Source organism: Streptomyces sp. NPDC005866 (assembly GCF_040629895.1).
GTDB lineage: Bacteria > Actinomycetota > Actinomycetes > Streptomycetales > Streptomycetaceae > Streptomyces.
Window position 1 is genome coordinate 286,062 of sequence record NZ_JBEXWP010000007.1, and the last position, 21,923, is coordinate 307,984.

General features: G+C 70.7%; 17 protein-coding genes and 1 pseudogene. 4 read left to right on the top strand and 14 right to left on the bottom strand.

Annotated elements, in window-relative coordinates:
• Positions 1 to 97 precede the first annotated feature (97 nt).
• Positions 98 to 1,048, top strand: coding sequence for a lytic polysaccharide monooxygenase (locus ABZ396_RS13800; RefSeq protein WP_358915539.1), 951 nt, complete (start codon positions 98 to 100; stop codon positions 1,046 to 1,048).
• Between the two features lie 74 nt (positions 1,049 to 1,122).
• Here the strand turns inward: ABZ396_RS13800 and ABZ396_RS13805 are convergent, their stop codons facing one another.
• Together ABZ396_RS13805 and ABZ396_RS13810 are read right to left on the bottom strand one after the other, a co-directional pair.
• Positions 1,123 to 1,983 (bottom strand): alpha/beta fold hydrolase, encoded by an 861-nt coding sequence (locus tag ABZ396_RS13805; RefSeq protein WP_358915541.1) that lies wholly within the window; start codon positions 1,981 to 1,983, stop codon positions 1,123 to 1,125.
• A gap of 169 nt (positions 1,984 to 2,152) precedes the next feature.
• Entirely contained in the window at positions 2,153 to 2,599 is a 447-nt protein-coding gene (locus tag ABZ396_RS13810; RefSeq protein WP_358915543.1) for a MarR family winged helix-turn-helix transcriptional regulator, read from the bottom strand.
• Between the two features lie 92 nt (positions 2,600 to 2,691).
• Between ABZ396_RS13810 and ABZ396_RS13815 the strand changes: the two genes are divergently transcribed.
• Entirely contained in the window at positions 2,692 to 3,066 is a 375-nt protein-coding gene (locus ABZ396_RS13815) for a cupin domain-containing protein (protein ID WP_358915545.1), read from the top strand.
• 17 nt (positions 3,067 to 3,083) lie between these two features.
• On the opposite strand, the gene ABZ396_RS13820 is transcribed toward ABZ396_RS13815, so the two are convergent.
• The 10 genes and pseudogenes from ABZ396_RS13820 to ABZ396_RS13865 form a co-directional block, all read right to left on the bottom strand.
• Positions 3,084 to 4,058 (bottom strand): hypothetical protein, encoded by a 975-nt coding sequence (locus ABZ396_RS13820; RefSeq protein ID WP_358915547.1) that lies wholly within the window; start codon positions 4,056 to 4,058, stop codon positions 3,084 to 3,086.
• Positions 4,055 to 7,492: a DNA polymerase III subunit alpha gene (locus ABZ396_RS13825; RefSeq protein WP_358915548.1), complete on the bottom strand. Its 3,438-nt coding sequence runs from the start codon at positions 7,490 to 7,492 to the stop codon at positions 4,055 to 4,057. The genes ABZ396_RS13820 and ABZ396_RS13825 overlap by 4 nt, the downstream gene beginning before the upstream one ends.
• Positions 7,493 to 8,107: 615 nt before the next feature.
• Complete coding sequence (locus ABZ396_RS13830) at positions 8,108 to 9,187, bottom strand: S1 family peptidase (RefSeq protein WP_358915550.1); 1,080 nt, start codon at positions 9,185 to 9,187, stop codon at positions 8,108 to 8,110.
• Positions 9,188 to 9,419: 232 nt separating this feature from the next.
• A complete protein-coding gene (locus tag ABZ396_RS13835; protein WP_358915552.1) occupies positions 9,420 to 10,259 on the bottom strand; it encodes a slipin family protein in 840 nt (279 codons plus the stop codon).
• Positions 10,260 to 10,379: 120 nt separating this feature from the next.
• Positions 10,380 to 11,279: a S1 family peptidase gene (locus tag ABZ396_RS13840; protein ID WP_358915554.1), complete on the bottom strand. Its 900-nt coding sequence runs from the start codon at positions 11,277 to 11,279 to the stop codon at positions 10,380 to 10,382.
• 249 nt (positions 11,280 to 11,528) lie between these two features.
• Positions 11,529 to 12,253: pseudogene (locus tag ABZ396_RS13845) on the bottom strand (DUF1684 domain-containing protein).
• A gap of 92 nt (positions 12,254 to 12,345) precedes the next feature.
• Positions 12,346 to 13,161, bottom strand: coding sequence for an LLM class flavin-dependent oxidoreductase (locus ABZ396_RS13850; protein ID WP_358915556.1), 816 nt, complete (start codon positions 13,159 to 13,161; stop codon positions 12,346 to 12,348).
• 114 nt (positions 13,162 to 13,275) lie between these two features.
• Positions 13,276 to 14,037 (bottom strand): amino acid ABC transporter ATP-binding protein, encoded by a 762-nt coding sequence (locus ABZ396_RS13855; protein WP_358915558.1) that lies wholly within the window; start codon positions 14,035 to 14,037, stop codon positions 13,276 to 13,278.
• Between the two features lie 34 nt (positions 14,038 to 14,071).
• On the bottom strand, positions 14,072 to 15,829 hold the full coding sequence (locus ABZ396_RS13860) for an FAD/NAD(P)-binding protein (protein WP_358915560.1): 1,758 nt from the start codon (positions 15,827 to 15,829) through the stop codon (positions 14,072 to 14,074).
• Positions 15,826 to 16,683: an amino acid ABC transporter permease gene (locus ABZ396_RS13865; RefSeq protein WP_358915561.1), complete on the bottom strand. Its 858-nt coding sequence runs from the start codon at positions 16,681 to 16,683 to the stop codon at positions 15,826 to 15,828. Before ABZ396_RS13865 ends, ABZ396_RS13860 begins: the two co-directional genes overlap by 4 nt.
• Before the next feature lie 432 nt (positions 16,684 to 17,115).
• On the opposite strand from ABZ396_RS13865, the gene ABZ396_RS13870 reads away from it, so the two are divergent.
• Positions 17,116 to 18,078: an ABC transporter substrate-binding protein gene (locus ABZ396_RS13870; RefSeq protein ID WP_358915563.1), complete on the top strand. Its 963-nt coding sequence runs from the start codon at positions 17,116 to 17,118 to the stop codon at positions 18,076 to 18,078.
• A gap of 308 nt (positions 18,079 to 18,386) precedes the next feature.
• Positions 18,387 to 18,827, top strand: coding sequence for a cell division protein SepF (locus ABZ396_RS13875; protein WP_358915565.1), 441 nt, complete (start codon positions 18,387 to 18,389; stop codon positions 18,825 to 18,827).
• 36 nt (positions 18,828 to 18,863) lie between these two features.
• Here ABZ396_RS13875 and ABZ396_RS13880 read toward each other — a convergent pair whose 3' ends face one another.
• A complete protein-coding gene (locus tag ABZ396_RS13880) occupies positions 18,864 to 20,057 on the bottom strand; it encodes an acyl-CoA dehydrogenase family protein (protein ID WP_358915567.1) in 1,194 nt (397 codons plus the stop codon).
• Positions 20,058 to 20,173: 116 nt separating this feature from the next.
• Positions 20,174 to 21,781 (bottom strand): MFS transporter, encoded by a 1,608-nt coding sequence (locus ABZ396_RS13885; protein ID WP_358915569.1) that lies wholly within the window; start codon positions 21,779 to 21,781, stop codon positions 20,174 to 20,176.
• Between the last annotated feature and the right edge of the window lie 142 nt (positions 21,782 to 21,923).

Here is a 21,923-nt window from a genome sequence, read left to right on the forward strand (position 1 = left end):
TTCCACGGTTTCTTGGGGCTAGCTTTCTGATCGCCCCCACGGGATTCAGCCTGGCGGGACCGAGCCCGCCCCGAGGACCGTTCCGAGGAGTTCCCGCATGTTCGCAACACGCCGTAAGGCCGCCGTCGCCGTCGCGCTCGGTGTGGGAGCGGTCGCGTTCGCCGCCGCGCCCGCGTCCGCGCACGGCACGATGGGCGACCCGGTCAGCCGGGTCGCCCAGTGCTACGCGGAGAACCCGGAGAGCCCCACCTCGGCGGCGTGCCAGGCGGCGGTCGCGGCCGGTGGCACGCAGGCCCTCTACGACTGGAACGGCATCCGTATCGGCGACGCGAACGGGCAGCACCAGTCACTGATCCCGGACGGCAAGCTGTGCAGCGCGAACAACGACGAGTTCAAGGGCCTCGACCTGGCCCGCGCCGACTGGCCGGCGACGAACGTCGGCAGCGGGTCGTACACCTTCAAGTACCGGGTGACCGCGCCGCACAAGGGCACCTTCAAGGTCTACCTCACCAAGGCCGGTTACGACCCGGCCAAGCCGCCGGCCTGGTCCGACCTGGATCTCGTCCACCCCGTGGCAACGGCCACCGACCCGGTGGCATCCGGTGGCTTCTACACGTTCTCCGGGACGCTCCCGGAGCGCACCGGCCGCCAGTTGTTGTACGCGGTCTGGCAGCGCTCGGACAGCCCGGAGGCCTTCTACTCCTGCTCGGACGTGGACTTCGGCGGCGGCAGCACCCGTACCGGTACGACAACCGGCGCTTCCCCGGCCCCGACCGCCTCCTCCCCCACCGACGAGCAGATCGCCGCCGGTACCGGCAAGTCGACGATCGAGCACCACGGTCACGGAGACGACGACACCACTACGTCGGCCCAGCCGAGCAGCCCGGTGGCCAACGCACCTGCGGCGGACGGAGGTTCGGAGACGGTCCTCGCGGAGACCGGTGGCAGCGGCAGTACGCCGTATCTCGCGGTCGGCGGGGCGGCCGCCCTGGCACTGGGCTCCGGCGCGCTCTTCATGTCCGTCCGGCGGCGGGCGCACCGCCGCTGATCCCTCATGGCTCCGGGGCCTGACCGGCGGCTCAGGCCGGACAGGCCCCGGCGGCGTTCAGTTGGGCGGGCCGGTCAGCTGAACGCCGACGCACAGGTGGTGGCGGTGGCGTGCGCCGGGTCGAGCGCGTTGGCCACCTCGTGGAAGGCGATCCGGTCGAAGATCCCGATCGCCACGTGCTCGGAGAGGTCGAGCGGGCACAGGTCCTGGAGCAGGACGTTGTCGACGCCGGAGCCGCTCAGGTACTGGCTCTGCCAGGGGGTGGCCACCTCGTCGTACTTGGTGGCGATGACCGTGTAGTGCACGCCGGGGACGGTGTCGCCGCCCGAGTTGAGCTTGGTGAGGAAGGCGGAGCCGGGGATCTGGTCGGCGAGGCCGGGCGTGGCGGCCGTGATCAGGTCCTCGGCGCCGGGGAAGTACGGCAGCAGGTTGGTGAGGCCGCTGAGGGTGGCGCCGTGGTTGTCGGGGGCGAGGCCGACGAGGGCGTTCACCTTGGCGGCGCCGCCGAGGAACCTGAGGTAGTAGCGGGGCATCATGCCGCCCTGGGAGTGGCCGACGAGGTCGGCCTTGGCGGCGCCGGTCGCGCTGAGCACTTTGTCGACGTAGGCGGAGAGTTGCTGTGCCGACTTGTCGATGGGTCCGAGACCGTGGAAGACGGGGACGCCGTTCAGTTGGCCGTAGTCGAGGGAGAAGACGCAGTAGCCGCGGCCCTCCAGGTACGGGGCGAGGGAGAGCCAGTTGTCGACGGAGTTGCCCAGTGTGCCGTGGACCAGGATCACGGGACGGGGATGGGCGGCGGAGGGGCGGCAGGAATAGTCGTTCCAGCCGGTGCTGGGGGCGCTCGACGCGTGGGCGGTGGCGGCGGGAACGGTGGCGACGGCGGCGGCGAAGAGCAGTGCGGTCAGGGGTCTGAGCGCTCGTTTCCAGGGCAGCATCGTGTGATCTCCTTGCGGCTCAAGGGAGTTGCGACGGCCTTACGCCCTGTGATCCGGATCACGAGGATGCTGTTCACCCATCAAGTTACGGACGAGTAGTGCAACCGTGAAGTTACGCGTCGGTAAAACTTCCGGGTAACCGGTCGCGCAGCACTCGCCTGACGGGATGTCACCAGCTGGGCCTGAGGGGACCATAGGGGGCGATACGCGCCAAACTGTCCCGCAACACGCGCACTTCACCCTCCCCCAGCACATCGCCCCAACCCCGCACGACCTCCGCGGCCGCCTCCTCCGCCGCGCGCGTGCACGCCCATCCCCGCTCGGTGAGCACGACCAGCCGGGCCCGCGCGTCCTCGGGATGCGCCCGCCGCTCGGCATACCCCTTGCGTACGACTTCGTCGACAAGCTGACTCGCCGCCTGCTTGGTCACCCCGAGATGTGCGGCGAGTTCGGTGACGGTCGCTCCGTCCGGGGCGAGTCGCGCGAAGGCGAAGCCATGGGCGGGCCTGAGCCCCTCGAAGCCGCGGGCGACGACCCCCTCATGGATGCGCTGGGTCAGCTCACCGGCCGCGGCGAGCAGGGCTGCGGAGAGGGCCATGGCCTCGGAGTTCTGCACGGTGGCATTGAAACACCCTTGACGGAATGGTCAAGCAGCTTGACCATAGCCCAAGTAGTCAAGTAACTTGACCATATCGACCGGAGGCAGCCATGCCCGTCGTCCGCTCCGCCGAGGCCACCACCCACGAGATCCACGGCGCCCGCTTCGTCTCGTACGCCACTCCCCGCACCGGCAGCAAGGAGCTGTGCGCGTGGCGCGGTGAGATCCCCGCCGGGACCACAGCCCCCGCCCACACGGTCACCAGGGAGGAGATCTTCCACCTGCTCGTCGGGGAACTCGTGATCACCCTCGACGGCCGCACCGACCGCATCCGCGCCGGCGACACCGTCATCGTCACCCCCGGCGCCACCTTCGCCGTCGAGAACCCGACCGGCCACACCGCGCTCTCCTGGGTCACCACGTCCATCGGCCTGGAGGCCGAGCTGGCCGACGGCACGCGGATCGTGCCGCCATGGGCCAACTGACGTATACGAAAAGAGCGTTACGCGGCCAGCGTGCCCGGCATCACCGCGCGCGGGCCGAACTTCGCCCGCACGCGGTCCGCGACCTCCTCGATACGGCGGACCTTCTCGTCGACGGGGTCGAAGGTCAGCTGGTGGGAGGCCTGTTCGGCGGGGGTGAGCCCCTCGGCGCGCAGCACGAGCGCACGGACCCGGGCGCGCTGCAGGCCAAGGGCGTCGTACATGCCGTACGCCGTCCCGGCCAGCGCCGACGAGTGCGCGGTCGGCTCCTTGAGGGTGCGGCTGCGGGTCGTCGACGAGCGGTCGGCGTAGCGGACGGTGAGGGTCAGGGTGCCGCAGACCTTCTCCAGGGCGCGCAGCCGGGCGCCCAGTTCCTCGGCGGCGGAGAGCAGTGCACGGCGGTGGCGGTTCGGGTCCAACTCGTCGCGTTCGAAGGGGCGTTCCGTGGCCAGCGAGCGGGAGACGGAGTTCGGGACGACCCGGCCGCGGTCGATGCCGTTCGCCTTCTCCCGCAGTTCGCGGCCCGCCTTCGCGCCGATCAGCCGCTGGAGCGTGGAGAGCGGTGCGGCGGCGACCAGGCCAAGGGTGTCGAGGCCGTACTCGCACAGGGTGCGGGCCGTGGCCGTACCGACACCGGGCAGCGCGGTCACCGGCCGGTCGGCGAGGAACTCCGCGATGCCCTCCGGGTCGCCGGGGACCTCGCAGGTCACGCCGGGCCGGGCCGCGCCCAGCGCCACCCGGGCCAGCATCGGGCCGGGCCCGGCGCCGATCACGCAGTCGACGCCGTACAGCGCGAGCGCCCGGACCCGGATCACCGCCGCCAACTCGACGGCACCGCGCCCGAAGTAGCGCTGGGCACCCCGCAGATCGGCCAGCGCCCCGTCCGGCGGCAGCGCCTCGACGACCGGGGTGAACTCCTCAAGGAGGCCGAGCAGCCCGGGCAGGGCGGCCTCGTACATCGGCGGCAGCTGGAAACGTACGCAGAGGATGGTCATCCCGCACTCCCCGGACTCTGATGCCACAACTTCCGTGTCGTGGAAGGCCCTTGTGAGACCTCCCCACCCGCAGGCCGCAGATCGGCCCACGGGTGCAGTTCGTATCCGGTCGGCAGATGGATACGACGACCGTGCGTCGGATCCCCGCTCGGCGCCCCTTCCGGCATCGGCACCGGTTCCGCCAGCCGCGCCGCCACCTCGTCCAGGCCGCCCTCGGCGCGCAGTTCGACGAGTTCGGCGAGGTTCCAGGCGGCCGAGCCGACCACGCTGAGGCTGCGCGGGCCGCGCCGCTGCACCACCCCGCGCACCAGCAGCAGCCAGGAGTGGAAGACGGTGTGCGCGCAGGCGTCGTGCGAGTCGTCGAAGAAGGCCAGGTCGACCAGGCCGGTGCCGTCGTCCAGGGTGGTGAAGATCACCCGCTTGCCGGACCGGATCGGCGGGGTCTGGGTGGCCGCCTTGGCCCCGGCCACCAGCACCGTCTCCCCGTGCCGGGTCTCGCGCAGCCGCCGCGCCGACACCACGCCCAGTTCCTTGAGGAAGACCCGGTGGTCGTCCATCAGATTGCGCGAGGCGTCCATGGACAGCACACCGAGTTCGGCACTGAGCTTTTCGGCGGAGGACAGGTCGGGCAGGCCGGCGGAGGCGGTCTTCCGGCCTCCCGCCAGCGGGAGTTGGCCGCCGCCGGCGCCCCGGGCGCCCCGGTGCAGCTCGGTCAGGTGGAGTTGCAGATCACGGCGGTTGGCGCCGAAGGCGTCCAACGCACCGACCTGTGCCAGCCTTTGGGCCAGCGGCCGGCTCGGGCGCGCCCGCTCCCAGAAGTCCAGCAGCGAGGCGTACGGCTGCCCGTCCGCGATCCGCGCCGCCTCGGCCTCGCTGATGCCGTGCACGTCGGAGAGGGCGAGCCGGAGTCCCCACACCGAAGGATTCTCAGACACCAGTTCGATACGGTGTCCGACCGCCGACCGGTTCACGTCCAACGGCAGGATCGGCACCCCCCGCCGCCGCGCGTCCGCCAGCAGCAGCCGCTTGGGATACATCCCGGGATCGTGCGTGAGCAACCCGGCGTAGAAGGCGGCCGGGTGATGCGCCTTCAGCCACGCCGACTGGTACGTCGGTACGGCGAACGCCACCGCGTGCGCCTTGCAGAAGCCGTACGAACCGAAGGCCTCGACGATCTCCCAGGTCCGCTGAATCGTTTCCGCGTCATAGCCGCGGGCCGTCGCGTGCTGGGCGAACCACACCTTGATCCGCCCCTGCGACTCCGGGTCGGAGAGCCCGCGCCGCACCCGGTCGGCCTCGCCCCGCCCGCAGCCGGTCATGATGGCGACGATGTCGATGATCTGCTCATGGAAGACGACGACCCCGTACGTCCCCTTCAGCGGCTCCTCCAGGTCCTCGTGCGGATAGCGGATCGGCGCCCGCCCGTGCCGCGCCTCGATGAACGGCCGCACCATGTCGGCGGCGACCGGCCCCGGCCGGAACAGCGAGATGTCGACGACCAGGTCGTGGAAGGAGGCCGGCTGCAGCCGCCCGACCAGGTCCCGCTGGCCCGGCGACTCGATCTGGAAGCAGCCCAGCGTCTCGGTGGACTGGATGAGCCGATACGTCGGCGGATCGCCCGGTGCCACCGCGTCCAGGTCGATCCGCTCCCCGGTGGCCCGCTCCACCTCGGCGACCGCGTGCGCCATCGCCGACTGCATCCGCACGCCCAGCACATCGAGCTTGAGCAGCCCGAGGTCCTCCACGTCCTCCTTGTCGAACTGCGACATGGGCAGCCCCTCCCCGCTGGTCGGCACGACCGGCGTACGGGAGAGCAGCGAGGCGTCGGACAGCAGCACCCCGCACGGGTGCATGGCGATTCCGCGCGGCAGGGCGTCGAGCCCCTCGACCAGCTCCCAGAGCCGGCCGTACCGCTCCTTCTCCCCCGCCAGTTGCCTGAGTTCGGGCAGCTCCTCCAGCGCGGCGCGGGCGTCGCGGGCCCGGATGTGCGGGAAGGACTTGGCAATGCGGTCGATGTCGGCCGGGTCCATGGACAGGGCCGCGCCCACGTCCCGGACGGCGTGCCGGACCCGGTAGGTCTCCGGCATGGAGACGGTCGCGACCCGCTCCTCGCCGAACCGGCCGATGATCGCGCGGTAGACCTCCAGGCGGCGCGCGGACTCCACGTCGATGTCGATGTCGGGCAGCACGACCCGCTCCTTGGACAGGAACCGCTCCATCAGCAGCCCGTGCTCGACGGGGTCGGCGTTGGCGATGCCGAGGAGGTGGTTGACCAGGGAGCCCGCGCCGGAGCCACGCGCCGCCACCCGGATACCCATCTTCTTCACGTCTTCCACGACCTGGGCGACCGTCAGGAAGTAGGAGGCGAAGCCGTGATGGGCGATGATGTCCAGCTCGTGGTGCATCCGCTCCCAGTACGCGCGCTTCCCGGCATGGCCGTGCAGCACCATCCCGGCCGCCGCCCGCGAGGCCAGCGCCCGCTGGGCGGTACGGTGGCCGGCGCCGACGAGGTGCGGTTCGGGGAAGTGGACGGTGCCGATGCCGAGGTCGTCCTCGGGGTCGACCAGGCACTCGGCGGCCGTCGCCCGGGTCTGTTCGAGGAGCCGGTGGGCGGTGTCGCGCCGGTAGCCGGCGGCCTCCACGATCCGCTCGGCCGCCTTGAACATGGCGCCCGCGTCCTTGAGCCAGGCCTCCCCGGAATCCAGTTCCTTCGCCGGGTCGATCGGGACCAGCCGGCGAGCCGCGTCCAGGACGTCGGCGACCGGGCCCTGGCCGGGGTCGGCGTACCGGACGGCGTTGCTGAGCACCGGGCGGATCCGCTGCTCGGCGGCGAAGCCGACGGTACGGGCGGCCAAGCGCAGGGAGCCGGGTCCGGTTCCCTTGCGGCCGTGCCAGACGGCTTCCAGGCGGAGGGCGTCGCCGTAGACCTCGCGCCAGGGGGCGAGGAGTTTCGCGGCGCGGTCCGGGCGCCCCGCGGCCAGGGCGCGGCCGACGTCGGAGGCGGGCCCGAGCAGCACGGTCAGGCCGTCGCCGTGGTTGTCGGGCCAGAGCAGCAGGGGCGGCCCCTCCGCCCTGTGGGCGGTGGTGACCAGCCGGCACAGGTCGGCCCAGCCCCGGGCGCCCTCGCGGGCGAGGTAGGTGACACGAGGTGTCGACTCGTCGATGAAGGCACCGCCGCGGACCGGGACACGGCGTTTCTCCCGCCGTGGCGCCTCCGCCGGGACGGTCGCGAGGTTCACCCCGAAGAGCGGGCGGACCCCGGTCTGCGCGGCGGCCTTGGCGAAGCGGACGGTGCCGGCGAGGGTGTCGCGGTCGGTGAGGGCAACGGCCTCCATGCCCCGCTCGGAGGCGCGCTCGGCGAGCCGCTCCGGATGCGAGGCGCCGTAGCGCAGGGAGTAGCCGGAGACGGTGTGCAGATGCGTGAAGCCCGACATCCGCACCTCCCGCACTCATGAGCCCCGAAGGGCTGCCGAACAGCTCTGCCGCAGATCTCGCCGCGAGCCATATCGAACACCAGTTCCCAACTTCCTCACCCCCACCATACCTCTATTCTCGAACATCCGTACGACTCCCATTCGAGCGCCCCTCACCTGCGGAAACACCCGACACCCCGGGTCGCGAGGCATGCCAGGGACCCGTCGACACGGTCGCGCCGGTGCCACTCCGCCGCCCGGCCGTCCGGCGACGAACGGCCCTTCACGCCCACCCCTCGCCAACCGGCTGTCATGTCGTGAACACGACAGATCTGGACAGGCTGACTCACATGCCCGACGCCGTCCCCACCGATCCGCAGGAAAAGGCCGCCCAAGGCCGCGCGGCCCTCTGGCCGGCACCGGAGGACCTTCGGTGGCCGGCGCAGCACTGCTGCTGCCCGGACGACGCACCGCGGGAAGTGACGGATCGGTGCGGCCGCGTCCGATTCCGAGCGAGCGCCGCCCTGCACAAACACAGCCAGCCCGGCTGACGCTGCTTGGCTCACGGCGTGAAGATGCCCCGCCCCTTGGACGGGGCGGGGCATCTCTGGGCATCTCGGGGGAATCCGGCGTGCGTCAGCCGATCTGGGTACCGGTGGCCGACAGCGCCTCCGTCACCGGCTGGAAGAACGTCTCCCCGCCGGAGGTGCAGTCGCCGCTGCCGCCCGAGGTCAGGCCGATCGCGTTGCTGCCCGAGAAGAGCGAGCCGCCGCTGTCGCCCGGCTCGGCGCACACATCGGTCTGGATGAGCCCGCTCACCGTGCCCTGCGAGTAGTTCACGGTGGCGTTGAGACCGGTGACCGTGCCGTCGTGGACCTGGGTCGTGGAGCCGCTGCGGGTCACCTTCATGCCCACGGTCGCCTCGGCCGCACCGGTGATCGTCTGGGTGGAGCCGTCGTAGAGGTCGACCTCGCTCGGGTGGTCCACCGCGGAGGTGTACTTGACCAGACCGAAGTCGTTGCCCGGGAAGCTGGACTGGGCGTTCTGGCCGATCACGTTGCCGGAGGAGTCCGACCAGGTGGAGATGGCGTCGGTGCAGTGCCCGGCGGTCAGGAAGTACGGCTCGCCGCCCTTGACCACGTTGAAGCCGAGCGAGCAGCGCCCGCCCGATCCGCTGATCGCGTCACCACCGGCGATGAAGGGCTTGAACTCCCCCTTCGAGTGCCGGAGTTCGGCCTTCTCACCGAGCCCGTCGACCACCTTGGTGAGCTTGGTCAGCTCGGCCCCGGCCACCGTCTTGTCGGCGGTGACGACGACCTTGTTGGTGACCGGGTCGGTCGCCCACGAGGTGCCGGGGATGGTGGCGTCCTTCTTGAGCGCGGTCCGCGCGCCGTCGAGCTCGGCGAGGGAGTTGGCGACGAGTCTCGCCCTGGCCCCGGCCGCCTCGACGGTCTGCGCGGCGCTGTCGTCGAGCACGTTGACGACGAGGTTCTTCGTCTTGGCGTCGTAGTACGTGCCCGCCGCGTCGGTGCCCAGGTCGGCGGCGAGCGTCGAGGCGAGCTTTCCGGCCGCCGGCACGGACAGGATCTGCGGTAGGGCGGCCTTGGTGGGCTCGCTGGCGTTCGCACTCTGGAAGGTCACTCCGGCGGCGACGAGCGCGGCTATCCCCGCGCCGGCGATGGCCGCCCGGCGCCTGGGTATGCGTCGGTGCTTCAACTCACGTCCTCCTGTGGGGGGTCGGCCCGTAAGGGTGTGGGGACCTAGGGGGCCGGAAGGCTGGTTGACGGGCGCCTACTATTCCGAGACCCACAGGGAGCACACAAGGTCGACTTCAGGACGCGCGTGCGCGGATGTTGTGCGCCCCCTGTGCCCGAGCCGTTCACAGTCACCCCAGGAGGGTTCGCACTGCAAACACTACGGGCGAGTAGCCGTCGCCGGAGAGTGACGTTTACCCCTGGCCTGAATTCGTCTCTCCAGGCTCGCCTTCAGCCCTGTTCACCCCGGACCCGGCGGCCCCCGGCGGCAGTTGCTGCTGGGCCCGCTCCAGGAACCGCAGCAGTTCCACCGGGAACGGCAGCACCAGGGTCGAGTTCTTCTCGGCGGCGACCGCCACCACCGTCTGCAGCAGCCGGAGCTGAAGCGCGGCGGGTTGCTCCGACATCTCCTTCGCCGCCTCCGCGAGCTTCTTGGAGGCCTGCAGTTCGGCGTCGGCGTTGATGACCCGGGCCCGGCGCTCCCGGTCGGCCTCGGCCTGCCGGGCCATGGACCGCTTCATGGTCTCGGGCAGCGAGACGTCCTTGATCTCGACACGGTCGATGGTGACGCCCCACTCCACGGCCGGGCTGTCGATCATCAGCTCAAGACCCTGGTTCAGCTTTTCACGGTTCGACAGCAGGTCGTCCAGCTCGCTCTTGCCGATGATGGACCGCAGCGAGGTCTGGGCCATCTGCGAGACCGCGAAACGGTAGTCCTCGACCCGGACGACCGCCTCGGCGGGCGCGGTCACCTTGAAGTAGACGACGGCGTCGACGCGGACGGTCACATTGTCCCGGGTGATGCCCTCCTGCGCGGGCACCGGCATCGTGACGATCTGCATGTTGACCTTCTGGAGCCGGTCCACGAACGGGACGATCATGGTGAACCCTGGCTCGCGCACGTGCGGTCGGAGCCGGCCCAGGCGGAACACCACGCCTCGCTCGTACTGTCTGACGACCCGTGCCGCGGCCAACGCGTAGACCGCTCCGACGGACACGAGAGCGGCTCCGGCCGCCACCAGCGCCTCGACCATGCCGGCCCCCAGGGGGTGACTCCTACGGTCCTTCGACGGTAACTCCATCACCGAGGCAAAGGGGAGCCCCCGCACGCCGGTTGCGTACGGGGGTCCACTGAAAACCGTTGCGGAGGATCGTCAGCCGACGCTCACGCCGTAGTAGCTCAGCGCCTCGGTGACCGGCTGGAAGAAGGTCGTACCGCCGGAGGTGCAGTTGCCGCTGCCGCCCGACGTCAGGCCGTAGGCCACGGTACCCGCGTAGAGCGGGCCGCCGCTGTCGCCGCCCTCGGCGCAGACCGTGGTCTGGATCATGCCGTAGACGACGTCGCCGCCGCCGTAGTTGACGGTGGCGTTGAGCGCGGTGACCCGGCCGCTGTGGGTGCCGGTGGTCGAGCCGCGACGGTAGACCGTGGTGCCGACGCTCGGCGTGGCCGCGCTGGAGATGGTCTGGCTGCCGACCGTGCTCGGGTGGGCGACCGAGCTGTTGGTGTAGCGGACCAGCGCGAAGTCGTTCGTCGGGAAGCTGTAGCTGACGTTGGTGCCCAGGACCGTGGTCTGGCTGGAGTTGCTGTACCAGGTCGAGGCCACCTGGCCGCAGTGCCCGGCGGTCAGGAAGTAGTACGTGCTCCCGCTGTGGACGTTGAAGCCGAGCGAGCAGCGGTAGCCGCCGCCGTAGATGGCGTCGCCGCCGGTGATCAGCTTCTTGAAGGTGCCGTTGGTGTGCTTGATGGTGAGCGCGCCGGCGTTGGCGCCCGCCTGCCGCTTGATCTTGGCGATCTCGGCCTTGGAGACGGTGTTGTCGACGGTGACGACGACACGGTTGGTCTTGCTGTCCACGGCCCAGGCGGTGCCGGGGACGTCCGCCTTCAGAACGGAGCTGTTCGCGGCCTTCAGTTCGGTGGTGCTGAAGGTGTGAACGTCACTCGCGTTCGCAGTGGGGACGGCGAACGCTGCCGCGGCCAGGAAACCGGTACCGACGGCGATCAGCCGGGTCCGTCTCGCGATGCCGCTGCGGGGGGTGGTGCGCTTGATCCTCACTTTTCGTTCCCTCCCAGGGGAAGTTGGGGGCCCGCGTGGGGTCGGGGCCCGTGAGGCGCAGCCAGGGTGATGCTCGGATTTCGAACACGCAATGTCCCTGACAAGCGCTGAGGGGGAGTATTCGGGCGAACGACCGGTATCCGCAAGAGTGCCTTTCGGCCGTGCGACTGTGTTCGAACCCTGCCGACTTTGTGTGATCTCGTCGTGGTCCGGGTGAGTTGACGCCGGGTCGCAATTCCGGCGAAAGGATCAGGTCGCTATACACTCCCCGCTCTCCACGGCGAGATTCAGCCTGTTCCCCGGTGGCGGGAAGGGGCAGATGAAGTGGTCCGCGAAGGCGCACGGCGGCAGCTGTGCCCGGTTGAAGTCGACGGTGGTGGAGCCGTCGGCGCCCGGGACGGCCGAATAGAGGAACCTGAACCGGTAGCTGCTGACCCCGCCGGTGGCGTCGGCGAACACCGCCCACAGCCGGCCGTCGGCCTGCTCGGCGACCTGGAGCGTCAGGTCCTCGCCCGCCAGCGTGAAGGCGAGTTCCCCGGCGACCACGAGCGCGCGCTCCACTCCGTCCGCGGTTCCGACGCGGACGGTGCGCCGGTCGTCGTCGTACGGCGTGAAACGGCCCGGCACCGACCAGCGCGGGTCGTAGGCGGTGGCGTCGACGCCCAGGAAGGTGCGGCGTGTCACGGCGGCCGGGTCGTAGTCCCGTACGCCCCAGACACCTTCGCGGATCAGCACGACCAGCCGGCGCTCGCCGAGCGCGACCCGGACCCACCTTTCGCGGTCGGCGGCGAGCCGGATGTCACCGGCGAAGGGCTCGCCGTCCACGGCCAGGCCGTCGGTCTCCGTCGCGGTGAGCAGCGCGGTGTCGCCGTCCACCGCCCAGACGCCGGGGATACCGGGAAGCCGGACGCCGACACGGTCTCCACGCGGTGCTCGTGCCAGCGCTTCCATTCGTCGGACGCGTCCGTAGTCATACGATCAGCCCTTCCACAGCTCTTGGCATGATCCATATTATTTCCCTCACATACACTCAACTCGTCCATAACAGCCGGGAGCCCGGATTGTTTCAGGGCGCCGCGAACTGGCCGGCGGCCCGGGCGAGGCCCAGGTGCTCGCACAGGGTGCTGCCCGGGTAGAAGGTGCGGAAAAGACCGCGGTGCTGGAGCAGCGCCACGGTGCCGTTGACCAGCCGCTCCAGATCGCGGCGCGGTTCGGCGGGGACGAGGTGGAAGCCGTCGGTGGCGCCCTCGCCGTGCCAGCCGGCGATAAGCTCCGCGAGGTCCACCGGACCGCCCCGGTACAGCGGGCCCTGCACGGTCTGCCGGGGCCCGCCGCCACCGTGTCCCGGCTCGGCCGCGCGCTCCCCGTCCCCCAGATCCACCACCAGACTCACCAGCACCCGCAGCGCGTCCGGCTCCCGTCCGAACTCCCTTGCCCGATCACGGAGTTCATCGCGTACGGCGGCGGCCTGCGCGGAGCTCGCGGCACGCACCAGGACGACATCGGCGTACCGGGCGGCGGCCTGGCGGGAGGGCCCCTCGGTGGCATCGGCCACCCGGACCGGATGCCCCTGTGCGGGCCCCGGCGCGTCGCTCCACCAGCCGGCCCGGCCCCGGCTGACCTGGTCGAGGTGGTCGAGGGCGGTCTGCGGGGCGGCCACCAGCGGCACCAGCCCGATCCGCCGGGTCGCCGGGGCCACCTGCGACAGCACGGCGAGCGCGTCGGTCTCCGCCCACCCGAACCGGCCGTCGAGCGTCACGAAGTCCAGGCCCCCGCTCTCGGCGAGTCGCGCCAACTCGGCATAGCGCTCCGCGTCGGACACGCCGACCTGATCCACGGCGGCGGCCAGATGCAGCAGCCCCCGGCCGTACGAGCCGGTCATGAGAAACCACCCTCTCCCCTGGGCACCCGGACGTCTCCGCCAGGGCCTGTTGCGACGGCGCTCGGCCACGACGGCGAGGCCCGGCGGGGCCGCACGCCCGAGCCGCTCATCGATTCACAGCACCTTCGACAGAAATGCCCGCGTCCGCTCCTCCCGCGGAGCGTCCAGCACCTCCGTCGGCGGTCCCGCCTCCACGACCCGTCCGTCGGCCATGAAGACGACCGTGTCGGCCACCTCCCGGGCGAACCCGATCTCATGGGTCACGACGATCATCGTGGTCCCCTGCCGGGCCAAGTCCCTGATGACGTCCAGGACTTCACCCACCAGCTCGGGATCGAGCGCGGACGTCGGCTCGTCGAACAGCAGCAGTTTCGGCTCCAGCGCCAGCGCCCGCGCGATCGCCACTCGCTGTTGCTGACCGCCGGAGAGCTGCCGCGGGTAGGCGTCGGCCTTCTCGGCGAGCCCCACCCGCTCCAGCAGCCGCCGGGCGCTCGCCACGGCCTCCGCACGCGGCCGTCCCAATGCGGCGACCGGCGCCTCGACAATGTTCTCCACCACGGTGAGGTGCGGAAAGAGATGGAAGTTCTGGAACACGAACCCGATCCGGGTCCGCTGCTTCAGCACCTCCCGCTCGGGCAGCTCGTACAGCCTGTCCCCGGAGCGCCGGTAGCCGATCAGCGTGCCGTCCACGCTGATCACCCCCTGGTCCACCTTCTCCAGGTGGTTGATGGTGCGCAGCAGCGTCGACTTGCCGGACCCGGAGGGCCCGAGGACGACGGCGACCTCACCGGCCCGCACCTGGAGGTCGATGCCCTTGAGCACCTCCAGCGTGCCGAACCTCTTGTGCACGGACCTGATGTCGACCATGACGCTCATGGAGTGAATCCCTCTGGATGAGTGGTGGGGCGGACTAGGCGGCGGCCCGGCCCGTCAGGTCCCGCAGGAAGGACAGCGCCGCCCGCGCCGTGGCGTCGTTCTGCCGGAACGCGGGCCCTCCGGTGCGCGGCCGGGTGAACGCTCCGGGCGTCCGGCCGTCCGTGAACGGCCCGAGCGCGAATCTCCGGGGATGCGGCCGCCCGCCCCCGTCGAGGATCCGCCCGTCGGCGGGGTCCACCCTGAGCAGCCCGTCGGGTGTCTCGGCGGCCCCGTCGCCCTGGAGCTCACGCAGCAGCGCGTCCCGGGCCCGCCCCACGGTCGGTTCCGGCAGCCGCGCCTCGACCAGCGCCCGCGCCTCGACGAAGAACCCGGGCACGGTGTCCGCGGACGCCCGGAACACCCCGTCCCGCGCCGCCACCGTCATGCCGGCGCCGACGAACTTCAGCACCCCGGCCCGGGACAGCGCGAGCATCTGCCGCAGCCGGGGCCCGGGCGGCCCGGAGGCGAGATAGCTGAAGAAGCCGTGCCACCAGGACCCGATGTCCCCGAGCCGCACCAGCTGCCCGTAGACGGAGAGCAGTCCGAGGAACACCGCCAGATCGGGGCTGTACCCCGGGTCATGACGACGGCTCAGGTCGCCCTCGATGTAAGCCCGCAGACCCTCCTGGAACTCCTGGTGCGACCCGTACCGCACTCCGTCCAGCGGACGGTCCAGCGCCGCGAGATCCAGCCGGTCGGCCGGGTCCGGCACGGCGGCCGCCAGCAGCGCCCGCACTTCGGCGTCGCCCTCGGCGGCGGCGTACTTCTCCTCGAAGTCCCGCCAGGCGACGGCCGTCCGCTCGGGGTGGATGGTGAACAGCCGGTGGTAGTGGGCGAAGCCCAGCTCCTTCGTCACCAGCGGCCACACGTCCCGCCGGAAGTCGAAACCCCCCGGCCGGGCGAGCAGCCGGTCGACCTCACCGGGTCCGAAGAAGCGGGGCAGCGGCGGGCGTTCGCCGGTCCAGTCGTATCCGATCTTCGAGTGGTACGGCACTCCGCGCCGCGACCCGACGTGGAGCACCGGCTCCCGCCCGGACGGCACATAGGTGTCACCGTCGTACCGCCCGCCCCGCCCCTCCGTGAGCAGCACCATCAGGTCGACGAAGGCGAGCCCGAACCCCCGTACCAGCACCGGCTCCGCGGGCCGCAGTGCGGACAGGTCGCTGTCGGCGGTGAAGTCCGGCGGCAGGTGGACCAGGCCGTGCGTGTCGGCGTACGCGGCGAAGGCGGCCTGTTCGGGGTCGAGTTCGGCGTCCAGGTGGCCGAGGGCGAGTACGACGAGGTCGGCGAGGAGCAGACGCGGGCGGCCCTCCAGCCAGACCTGCTGGCGTCCCTCGCGCGGCCCGCTCACCCGCAGGGCTCGGCGGGGGTGGTAGTGCACCGTGACGCCGTCGGGCAGGTCGGCGACGGCGCGGTCGTAGACGTGCCGCAGATACCGGCCCTGGATCTGCCGGTCGGCGAAGGTGCGGCCGTCCAGGCCCGCCCACTCGTGCAGGGTCGGCCCCTCCCGTACCGGGCCGGTCATCCGCACCGTCTCGTCCGTGAACATGGTGACGTCCTCGGCGTGCGAGTTCATCCACAGCAGCGGCGACTGGGCGGCCCGCCAGATGCGTCCGGCGCCCGGCGGATGCGGGTCGACCAGATGGATGTCGAGGCCCGAACCGGCGTACAGCTCCGGCGCGTTGGCGGCGATGCGGTCAAGGAGCCCGGTCCCCCGCGGCCCGGCCCCCACGATCACCAGCTGGGGCCTCATCGGGCCGTCTCCGTGCCGCGCGCGTAGTGCTTCTCGACGTAGTACTGGCCGATGCCGAGCACCGAGGTGACGACGGTGTACCAGAGGGTGGCCACCATCAGCAGCGGGATGACCTGGTAGGTCTGGTGGTAGATCAACTGCGCCGAGAACAGCAGGTCGTTGACGGCGATGACGCTGACGATCGAGGTGCCCTTGAGGGTGCCGATCAGCATGTTGCCGGCCGGCGGCACGATCGCGCGCATCGCCTGCGGCAGCACGATCCGCCGCCGGCGCCGCCACCGGCTCAGACCGAGCGCGTTCGCGGCCTCGATCTGGCCGCGGTCGACGGAGAGGAGGCCGCCGCGGACCACCTCGGCGGCGTAGGCGGCCTCGTGCAGGGTGAGGCCGACGATCGCGACGGCGACCGGGCTGAGCAGGTCGACCGTCCGGACGCCCAGCACCTGCGGGTACAGCGCGCCGATGTTGAACCACAGCAGCAGCTGGACCAGGATCGGGATCGACCGGAACAGCCAGACGTATCCCCAGCTCACCGCCCGCAGCACGGGGTTGCCGGAGAGCCGGAACGCGGCGAGCAGGGTGCCGAGTGCGAAGCCGAGGACCATCACCACGGCGGTCAGCCACACGGTGAGCCACAGTCCGCGCAGCACGGAGTCCGAGGTGAAGTAGTCGGCGACGACGTCCCACTGGAACGCCTTGTTGCGCAGGACCGAGTCGACGGCGAGCCCGAGCAGGACGAGCACAGCGACGGCGGCCGTCCACTGCCCGTACCGGCGCCGCGGGACGATTCTCAGGACGTCAGCGGGCTCGGGTATGTCAGGGGTGGCGGGGGCTTTGGCGAGGGTGTCGGATGACATGCGAAGGCTCCGTGACGGATCAATCGAACACGGTGGACGCGCACACGGTGGTGCGGTGGGTTCCTTCACACGGAACGCCGCTGTGCGGCGCTCTTACGGCCGAGCCCCTCAGCAGGGCCGTCCGTCGACTGTACGGGGCCGTTTCCCCTCTCTGTCAAGGGTGTCCAGAGTGTGGGCGGCGCGTCTCAAGTCAGTTGACGGGGAACCGGAGACCTGCTCCACTTGGCCCATGCATCCACAGCAGTGGCTGGTCACCCGCTCCCACATCGACTTCGGTCGCGTGTGGTCCTGTTCCTGTTGAGCTGACCCCCTGCGCGCCCCGCCGTCGGCGGGGGCTCTTCGCGTTCCCCCTCGCGCTCCTCGCTTCGCCTTCACACGTGCACCCCTCCCCTCGCGTTCCGCACGCCTGCTGACCCAGGAGACCGCTCGACGATGCGTACGCCCACCCATGCCCGTTATAAGCAATTTGCCTACTTTATTGCGATAGCCTCGACCACGGCCCTGTCCCTCACCGCCTGCGGTTCCGGCTCCGGCGGCTCGTCGGGGTCCGGCGGCACCCAGGGTGTGGCCGCCGAGAGCAACGCGATCCCCACCACGGACGTCGTCTCAGCGATCCGGAAGAACGCCACGGCCGCCCGGCTGCTGCCCCCGGGCGTCACCGGCCTCACCGTCGCGGTCACGGTCGGCGGCACCCCGCCCGGCACCGCCTATCTCTCCGACGGCAAGACCCTGACCGGCCAGGACGTCGACTTCACCAAGGCCGTGGCGAAGGTACTGGGGATCGGGCTCAAGATCGAGCAGGCCAGTTTTGAGGCGATCCTGCCCGCCCTGGACAGCGGCAAGTACGACTTCGGCGCCGCCAACTTCGGGGTGACCGACGAGCGCCGCAAGGCCATCGACTTCGTCACCTACATCAACGACGGCCAGGGCTTCGCCACCCGCACGGACAGCAAGCTGTCGAAGATCACCGATCTCCGGCAGCTGTGCGGCCTGAACGTCGCGACCGGCGCGGGCACCACCTTCGAGGCGACCCTGGAGGAGAACAAGAAGGTCTGCACCGACGCCGGCGAGAAGGCGTACAGCGTGCAGACCTACGGCGAGCAGAGCGCCATCTGGTCGTCCGTACAGCAGGGCCGCAGCGATGTCGTGATGTCCACGATCAACGGCCTCCGCTACGCCGTCGCCCACCAGCCGGGCCTGAAGTTCCTCAACGAGTACCACCGTCTCGACGTCGGATTCGCCTTCAAGAAGGGCACCGAACTGGCACCCGCGTTCCAGGCGGCTGTGGACAAACTGATCACCGACGGCACATACGACCGGATTCTGAAGAAGTGGGGCACGACGGCGTCGGCGATCGACACATCGCGGATCTCCCCGCCGGAGCTGAAGAACTGACAGTACGTCAGGGCAGCAAGGACGCTGAGCTGCACTGTCATATCAGCCGATTGTCGGTTCGCCACCTGCCGCCCGTTCACCCGGACGCACCGATCATCACCCATACGCCCGGAACAATCATATTTCACTCACAGTCAGCAGCCGTGCGTGCTACGGCCCTTGGCACACTTGGGCTCTCGACGTATTGGCTCTGCACCAGTAGCGTCACAAACCCCCCGCGCGGCGTCTATCCACTTGGCGCGCCATCCGCATCATGGACGACCATAGGGATGCGGAAGCATGAAAGACCGCTGTGAGAGGAGGCGTCCATGGGATCGGTACGCAAGGCGAGTGCCTGGCTTGGCCTCGTCGACGACAACGATGACGAGCGCTACTACGACGACGACTACTCCGAAGGGACCGAGCAGCCCGGGGATGCCTGGGTCACCGACCCCCGGGTCAAGGTGGCCTCGGACACCGCCGAGGAGAAGGGCCGCCGGATCGGCACGGTCACCCCGGACAGCTTCCGGGACGCCCGCGCGATCGGCGAGCTGTTCCGCGAGGGTGTGCCGGTCATCGTGAACCTCACGGCCATGGAGGCCGGCGACGCCAAGCGGGTCGTCGACTTCGCGGCCGGGCTGATCTTCGGTCTCCGGGGCTCGATCGACCGGGTGTCCAACCGGGTCTTCCTGCTCTCCCCCGCCAACACGGAGATCATCAGCGGTGAGCCGGCCTCGCGCCGGGAGGACGGGTTCTTCAACCAGAGCTGAGGCAGGGCCGCTCACCGGCCCTGCCCCCGCGCAGGGTCACCGGAAGGCGTCGAGCCCGGTGAGCGCCTTGCCCAGCACGAGCTGATGCATCTCGACGGTGCCCTCGTAGGTGAGCACCGACTCGAGGTTGGTCGCGTGCCGCATCACGGGGTACTCCAACGAAATCCCGTTCGCCCCGAGGATCGTCCGTGCCGTACGGCAGATCTCGATCGCCTCTCGCACGTTGTTGAGCTTGCCGAAGCTGACCTGCTCGGGACGCAGGCGACCGGCATCCATCCGCCGCCCCAGGTGATGGGCGAGCAGGATCCCCTTGTGCAGTTCGACCGCCATGTCGGCGAGTTTGGCCTGGGTGAGCTGGAAGCCGCCGATGGGCCTGCCGAACTGCTCCCGCGACTTCGCGTAGTCGACGGCCGTCTCGAAGCAGCTGCGTGCCGCGCCCATGGCGCCCCAGACGATGCCGTAGCGGGCGTGCGACAGACAGCTGAGCGGTCCCTTGAGGCCGGTGACCTCGGGCAGTACGGCGTCCGCCGGCAGCCGCACGTCGTCCAGCACCAGCTCGCTGGTCACACTCGCCCGCAGCGACCACTTGTGCTTGATCTCCGGCGCCGAGAACCCGGGGGTGTCGGTGGGCACGACGAACCCCCGGATCCCGTTCTCGCTCTGCGCCCATACGACGGCGACGCCCGCCACCGACCCGTTGGTGATCCACATCTTGCGTCCGTTGAGCACCCAGTCGCCGGCGGCGTCGCGCCTGGCGTGCGTCCGCATGGATGCCGGGTCGGAGCCGTGGTCCGGCTCGGTCAGCCCGAAGCACCCGATGACGTCACCGGCGGCCATGGACGGCAGCCACCGCTGCTTCTGCGCTTCGCTCCCGAACCGGTGAATCGCGTACATGGCCAGCGACCCCTGCACGGACACGAGCGACCGGACGCCCGAGTCGGCGGCCTCCAGCTCCAGACAGGCGAGCCCGTACTGCACGGCGGACGCGCCGGCGCAGCCGTACCCGGTCAGTGACATCCCGAGGGCCCCGATCCCGCCGAGCTCCTTGGCGAGCTCTCTGATGCCCGGCAGCTCCCCGCTCTCGTACCACTCGGCGACATACGGCAGCACACGGTCCGCCGCCCAGCTCCGCACGGTCTCCCGTACGGCGAGATCCTCCGGCTCCAGGAGATCGTCGATGCCGAGCGGGTCACCGGGGTCGAACGCAGGCAGCTTCACGGACGCGGACATGAGAACCCTCCCAAAAACTAGCACCGCTAGTTACAACAGGCTACGCGCAGTCTCCCTGTTCTCCCGCCCACGCACCACCCGCACGCACGGGTAGTGCGTGCCTGGGGAAGGCCGGGTCACGCCGAGACGCGGGACCTCTGGGGGCCCCTGGGGGCGGGGACCTCCACCGGCGCCTCCTCGCACTGCATCGCCCGCGGCAACCGCAGCGCCATCACCGCCCCCAGCAACAGCAGACCCGCGCTCACCAGCAACGTCACATGCAGACCGTGTACGAAGGAGTCCCGCGCCGCCCGGCGCAACGCCGAGCCCGTCGGTCCGCCGAGCCGTCCGGCGACGTCGTAGGCCTCGCCCAGTGAATGCCCCGCCGCGGCGGACGCCGGCTCCGGCACCCCGGGCACCCGGGACAGCCCCGGCGCGTAGGCCGCGTTCATCACACTGCCGAGGAGCGCGATCCCGATGCCCGCGCCCAGCTGGTACGAGGTCTCGCCGATCGCCGCCGCCCCACCGGCCTGTGCCGCCGGCGCCTCGCTGAGCATCGACTCGTACGCCCCGAAGAGCGTGGTCTCCAGGCCGAAGCCGAGCAGCACGAAGCCGAACACCAGCAGTCCCGCGTTGTCCACCCCGTCCATCGCCGTCAGCGTCAGCACCGCCGCCGCGGTCAGGCAGAAGCCGAAGCACACCATCCGGCGCGGCCCGAAGCGCCGGAGCAGCCGCGCCCCGGCCAGCCCTGCCCCCATCGCGGCAAGGGTCAGCGGCAGCAGTCGTAGCCCCGTCTGCAGCGGAGACAGGCCCAGCACCAGTTGCAGATACTGCGCGGCGATCAGTTCGAGACCCACCAGCGCGAGCATCGCCAGCACGATGCAGCCCACCGCCGTACTGAACGCCGGCCGCGCGAACATCCTCAGGTCCACCAGCGGGAACGCACGCCGCCGTTGCCGTCGTACGAACAGGAACAGCAGCAGCCCGCCGAGCACCAGCGGCGCCACCGTGAGCGCGTCGGCGGCCGGCTCGCCGCTGCCCAGCCGCTTGACGGCGAACACCACGCCGAACAGACCGGCCGCCGCCATCAGGGCGCCCACGACGTCCCAGGGGCCGTTGCGGTCGCCGCGTGACTCCGGGAGGAGAAGCCGTCCCACCGGGAGGCTGACCAGCATCAACGGGATGTTGACCAGGAAGACGGAGCCCCACCAGAAGTGTTCGAGCAGGAAGCCGCCGAGGAGGGGGCCGACGGCCGCGCCGACCGCCGCCACCGCGCTCCATATGCCGATGGCGAGGGCCCGTTCACGGCGGTCGGGGAAGACCTGCCGGAGGATCGACAGCGTCGCCGGCATGATCATCGCACCGCCGACGCCGAGCAGCGCCCGGGCCAGGATCAGTGCCTCGGCGCTCGGCGCGAGGGCCGCCGCCGCGGAGGCGACGCCGAACAGCGCGTATCCGAGGAGCAGGACGCGCCGCCGGCCCACGCGGTCGCCGAGCGTGCCGAAGAGAATCAGCAGCGAGGCGCAGACCAGCGGATAGACGTCGACGATCCAGAGCAGCGCCATGCCGCCGGGCTTGAGGTCCTCGGTGACGGCGGGCACCGCGACATGCAGCACGGTCGCGTCGAGGGCGACCAGCAGCAGGCTGACACAGAGGACGAAGAGGACGACCCAGCGGTTGGCACCGGCACCGGCCCCGGTCGCCCGACGGCGCGGCCGTACGGCAGCCGTGGTCGTCCCGGACATGTACGTACCTCCCAGATGATCCCTCGCGTGGGCGGATCGGCGGGGCGGGGTCTCCCCGTCGTACGGCCGGAGAGGAGCGGGGTCTCCGGCCCGCGCATACGAACGCGAGTGACACGTCAGCGTACGCGAGTTCGTTCCCGCG

Bases quoted from the DNA above. Each gene is read 5' to 3' on its own strand.
- ABZ396_RS13800 (WP_358915539.1), top strand. From the start codon at position 98: ATGTTCGCAACACGCCGTAAGGCCGCCGTCGCCGTCGCGCTCGGTGTG.
- ABZ396_RS13805 (WP_358915541.1), bottom strand. From the start codon at position 1,983: ATGCTGCCCTGGAAACGAGCGCTCAGACCCCTGACCGCACTGCTCTTC.
- ABZ396_RS13815 (WP_358915545.1), top strand. From the start codon at position 2,692: ATGCCCGTCGTCCGCTCCGCCGAGGCCACCACCCACGAGATCCACGGC.
- ABZ396_RS13820 (WP_358915547.1), bottom strand. From the start codon at position 4,058: ATGACCATCCTCTGCGTACGTTTCCAGCTGCCGCCGATGTACGAGGCC.
- ABZ396_RS13825 (WP_358915548.1), bottom strand. From the start codon at position 7,492: ATGTCGGGCTTCACGCATCTGCACACCGTCTCCGGCTACTCCCTGCGC.
- ABZ396_RS13835 (WP_358915552.1), bottom strand. From the start codon at position 10,259: ATGGTCGAGGCGCTGGTGGCGGCCGGAGCCGCTCTCGTGTCCGTCGGA.
- ABZ396_RS13850 (WP_358915556.1), bottom strand. From the start codon at position 13,161: ATGACCGGCTCGTACGGCCGGGGGCTGCTGCATCTGGCCGCCGCCGTG.
- ABZ396_RS13855 (WP_358915558.1), bottom strand. From the start codon at position 14,037: ATGAGCGTCATGGTCGACATCAGGTCCGTGCACAAGAGGTTCGGCACG.
- ABZ396_RS13860 (WP_358915560.1), bottom strand. From the start codon at position 15,829: ATGAGGCCCCAGCTGGTGATCGTGGGGGCCGGGCCGCGGGGGACCGGG.
- ABZ396_RS13865 (WP_358915561.1), bottom strand. From the start codon at position 16,683: ATGTCATCCGACACCCTCGCCAAAGCCCCCGCCACCCCTGACATACCC.
- ABZ396_RS13870 (WP_358915563.1), top strand. From the start codon at position 17,116: ATGCGTACGCCCACCCATGCCCGTTATAAGCAATTTGCCTACTTTATT.
- ABZ396_RS13875 (WP_358915565.1), top strand. From the start codon at position 18,387: ATGGGATCGGTACGCAAGGCGAGTGCCTGGCTTGGCCTCGTCGACGAC.
- ABZ396_RS13880 (WP_358915567.1), bottom strand. From the start codon at position 20,057: ATGTCCGCGTCCGTGAAGCTGCCTGCGTTCGACCCCGGTGACCCGCTC.
- ABZ396_RS13885 (WP_358915569.1), bottom strand. From the start codon at position 21,781: ATGTCCGGGACGACCACGGCTGCCGTACGGCCGCGCCGTCGGGCGACC.